Consider the following 3,263-nt stretch of genomic DNA (forward strand, 5'->3'; position numbering starts at 1 on the left):
GGCCGCGCCCGCGCCGGAGCCCGAGCCGGAGCCGGAGCCCGCGCCCGCGCCTGCGCTCGAGGCAGAGGCCGCGCCCGATTCCCAGACGGAGCCCGAGTCCGAGTACGAGCCGGTGTACGACACGGAGTACGACGACGAGCCCGGGTCCGCGCCCGGCGGCAAGATCCCCGCCTCCGAGCTGATCGCCCGCCTGATGCAGGAACGTCGACAGGATCCAGAGGCGTGACCGCCGCCCCGGGTCCCCGGTGTGGGATGCTGGGACGGGCGGCACGCTCTGGTTATGGTGAGGTGATGACGGGGACGCGGGGCGCCGAGGTGCGGCGCCGTATCCGGGCTGTCCTGGGCAACCCGTGGTTCAAGGCCGGCGCGACGCTCGCCGTCCTGGGGTTCATCCTGTACTGGCTCCGCGGCCAGATGCCGTTCTTCGCCGAGGGCTTCGAGGCCGTCGCCCGCCCGCACTGGGGCTGGATCGCGGCCGCTCTCGTCTTCGCCTACCTGTCCATGTCGAGCTACGGCTCCGTGCAGAAGGTGCTGCTACAGTCCGCCGGCGTCCGCGTCGGCTACTGGGCCAGCGTCGGCCTCGTGTTCTCCGCCAACGCCTTCTCCACCTGCATCCCCGGCGGGCAGGTCTTCGGCACCACCCTGACGTACCGCAAGACCCGGCAGTGGGGCGCGACGCGGGTCGTGGCGTCGTGGCAGCTCGTGATCTCCGGCGTCCTGTCGACCGTCGGCATCGTGCTGCTCGCCCTGCTCGGTTTCTTCCTCGTGGGGTCGGTGTCCAACCCGTTCCTGCTGGTGCTCTCGGCGTTCGGTCTGGTCGCGATCGTCGTGGTGGTCCAGTGGGCGGCCCGCCACCCGGACAAGGTCGAGGGGACGGTCCTGTCGGTCCTGGGCTGGATCAACGCCCGGCGGCACAAGCCCGCGGACCACGGCGCGGCCGGCGTGCGCAAGGTCGTGGAGCAGGCCGACGCCGTCGACCTGAGCAAGCGGCAGATCGCGCAGGCGTTCGCGTTCTCCCTGCTCAACTGGGTCGCCGACATCGGCTGCCTGTGGGCGGCCGCCAACGCGGTCGGTGCCCAGCACAGCATCGGCGGCCTGTGCATCGCCTACGTCACCGGCAAGATCGTCGCCACCGCCCCCATCACGCCCGGCGGGCTCGGGACCGTCGAGGTCGCGCTCATCACCGCGCTGACCGCGGGCGGGCTCGGCGCGCATCAGGCCTTCGCGACCGTGTTCGTCTACCGCATCGTCAGCTTCGTGCTGGTCGCCCTGGCCGGGTGGGTGGTCTTCTTCCTCTTCTACCGTGGTGCCGTGGACGTCGACCCCGACGCCGACCCGTTGGGTGAGGACGGCCCGGGCGAGCAGTCCTCGTCGTCGTCGCCCTCGTCGTCGTCCTCGTCGTCCGGGTCGTCTCGCACCGCACAGTCCCGCGCGACCGTCGCGGCGGCCCCACCGGCCGGGCTCACCGCGATGTGGCCGCTGCACGGGAACCCGTGGCGCCCGACGGTGACCCATGACTCCGGCCCCCTCCCGCTCCTGCGCGTGCGCGTGCGGGAGGACGGCGCCGCGGACGAGGAGTCGGGGCAGAACCCCTACCCGTTCACCGGCCGGGAGGCCCGGGAAGAGAAGGACAGGTGAGACCTGTGGCCGTGCCGGTCATGATCGTGCTCGACGCCGTGCTGGTGGTGGTGTTCTCCACCTTCGGGCGCGGCGCGCACTCCGAGGGCCTGGGCGTGGCGCAGGTGTGGGGGACCGCGTGGCCGTTCCTCGTGGGCCTGGCGGTGGGGTGGCTCGTCCTGCTGGCGGGCCGCCGGGAGCCCTCGTCGATCGGCTCGGGTGTGCTGTTGTGGCTGGCCACGCTCGTGGTGGGCATGGTGATCCGCGGGCTCGGGGACGGCCGGGTGCCGCACTGGAGCTTCATGATCGTGGCGGGCGTCGTCACCGGGCTGTTCCTGGTGGGGTGGCGCGCGGTGCGGGCGGCGCTCGTCCGGCGGCGGCGTCAGCGCAGCCCGTCCGCCAACTGAGCCATCACCTCCGCGGGGACCTCGATGGACTCGGGCAGCCGCACGCCGTCGGGCGTCGGCAGATCGCGCGGGACGGGGATCGTCACGGCCTCGACGGGCACGGGGGCCTCGGGCGGGATCGGCGCGGGAGCCGGGGCGTTCTCGGGGGCCGGTGCCGGGGCGGGCGCGGCCTCCGGCGCGGCTTCCGGAGCGGGGGCGTTCTCGGGCGCGGGTACGGGCTCGACGGGACCGAGCCAGGCGTCGAGGTCCGCGCGGGTGCCGGCGAAGACGTTGAGGTCCACGTCGTCGGCGAACCCGGGCAACTCGCCGGTCTCCGAGCGCTGCCAGAACAGCCACTGGTCCCAGCCGCCGATCACGGGCAGCGTCGGCTCGGACACGCCGTACTCGGCGAGCCACAGCGGGTACTCGGCGAAGCGCGGGGTGTTGTCCATGCGGTCGATCCAGAAGTAGCGGTACGTGTAGAGGATCGGCGTGCGGCCGGTGCGGTGGGCGAGCGTGTCGAGGAAGACCTGGGCCCAGTCGGCGAGCTGGCGGGCGTCGAGCCCCTCGTCGGTCTCGAGGTCCAGCACGGGCGGCAACTGCGGGCCGCCCACCGACTGCAGGCGGTCGGCGAACGCGTGGGCCTGCTGCGCGGGGTCCATCGCGGGGCGGGCCTTGTGGTAGCTGCCGACGAGCATCCCGGCGGCGCGCGCCTCGGCGATGTCGTCCTCGTAGTACCGGTTGGCCGGCCCGGTGCCCTCGGTGGCCTTGATGAAGGCGAAGGACTGTCCGGCCGCGGCGGCGGCCTGCCAGTCGACCCCGGCGCCGTGCGGATGCTGCCAGCTGGAGGCGTCGAGGCCCTGCGCGAGGCCGTGGTAGACGGGTGAGAGCGGCACCTCGGCGTCGGCGCGGGGGGAGAGGACGACGACGAGGAGGCCGACCGAGAGAGCTGCTGCAGAGGCCAGGGCGACGAGGAGTCGGGGAAGGAGGGCGCGTCGGGCTGACGGTCCGGCAGAAGTCATGGGGCGAGTATGTGGCAACCACAACAGTCACACAAGCAACTCGCGCAACTTTTTCCACAACTGTCCAGTTCGGGTGGTCGGCGACGTCCCCGCGGGCCCGCGGTCGAGCGCGTCGAGGTGGGGCGGACCGCGGGCGGGGGTGGCGTGGGTCACGGAATCACAACAACCTGTAAAACGCTGTCCCACGCGTACGTTGACCTGGTTTTCTCACCTACCCTTAAGGCGATCCCACCGAACA

Annotated in this window: 3 protein-coding genes and 1 pseudogene; 3 read left to right on the forward strand and 1 reads right to left on the reverse strand. The window is 72.6% G+C overall.

Annotated features, from left to right (window positions below; genetic code table 11):
• The 3 genes and pseudogenes from G6030_RS11100 to G6030_RS11110 all read left to right on the forward strand — a co-directional run.
• A pseudogene (locus G6030_RS11100) lies at positions 1-226 on the forward strand (prolipoprotein diacylglyceryl transferase); the annotation flags it as partial.
• Positions 227-291: 65 nt separating this feature from the next.
• Positions 292-1,638, forward strand: a complete 1,347-nt coding sequence (locus G6030_RS11105; protein ID WP_182643166.1) for a YbhN family protein — start codon at positions 292-294, stop codon at positions 1,636-1,638.
• 5 nt (positions 1,639-1,643) lie between these two features.
• Positions 1,644-2,024 (forward strand): DUF3054 domain-containing protein, encoded by a 381-nt coding sequence (locus G6030_RS11110; protein ID WP_347238639.1) that lies wholly within the window; start codon positions 1,644-1,646, stop codon positions 2,022-2,024.
• Here the strand turns inward: G6030_RS11110 and G6030_RS11115 are convergent.
• The gene (locus G6030_RS11115; protein ID WP_182643167.1) at positions 2,000-3,025 is read right to left on the reverse strand and encodes a glycoside hydrolase family 25 protein; all 1,026 of its coding nucleotides are present in this window, start codon (positions 3,023-3,025) and stop codon (positions 2,000-2,002) included. The two genes, G6030_RS11110 and G6030_RS11115, sit on opposite strands and share 25 nt — an antisense overlap.
• Positions 3,026-3,263 lie beyond the last annotated feature (238 nt).

Origin of the sequence: Dietzia sp. E1 (assembly GCF_014145015.1) — a bacterium.
GTDB lineage: Bacteria > Actinomycetota > Actinomycetes > Mycobacteriales > Mycobacteriaceae > Dietzia > Dietzia cinnamea_A.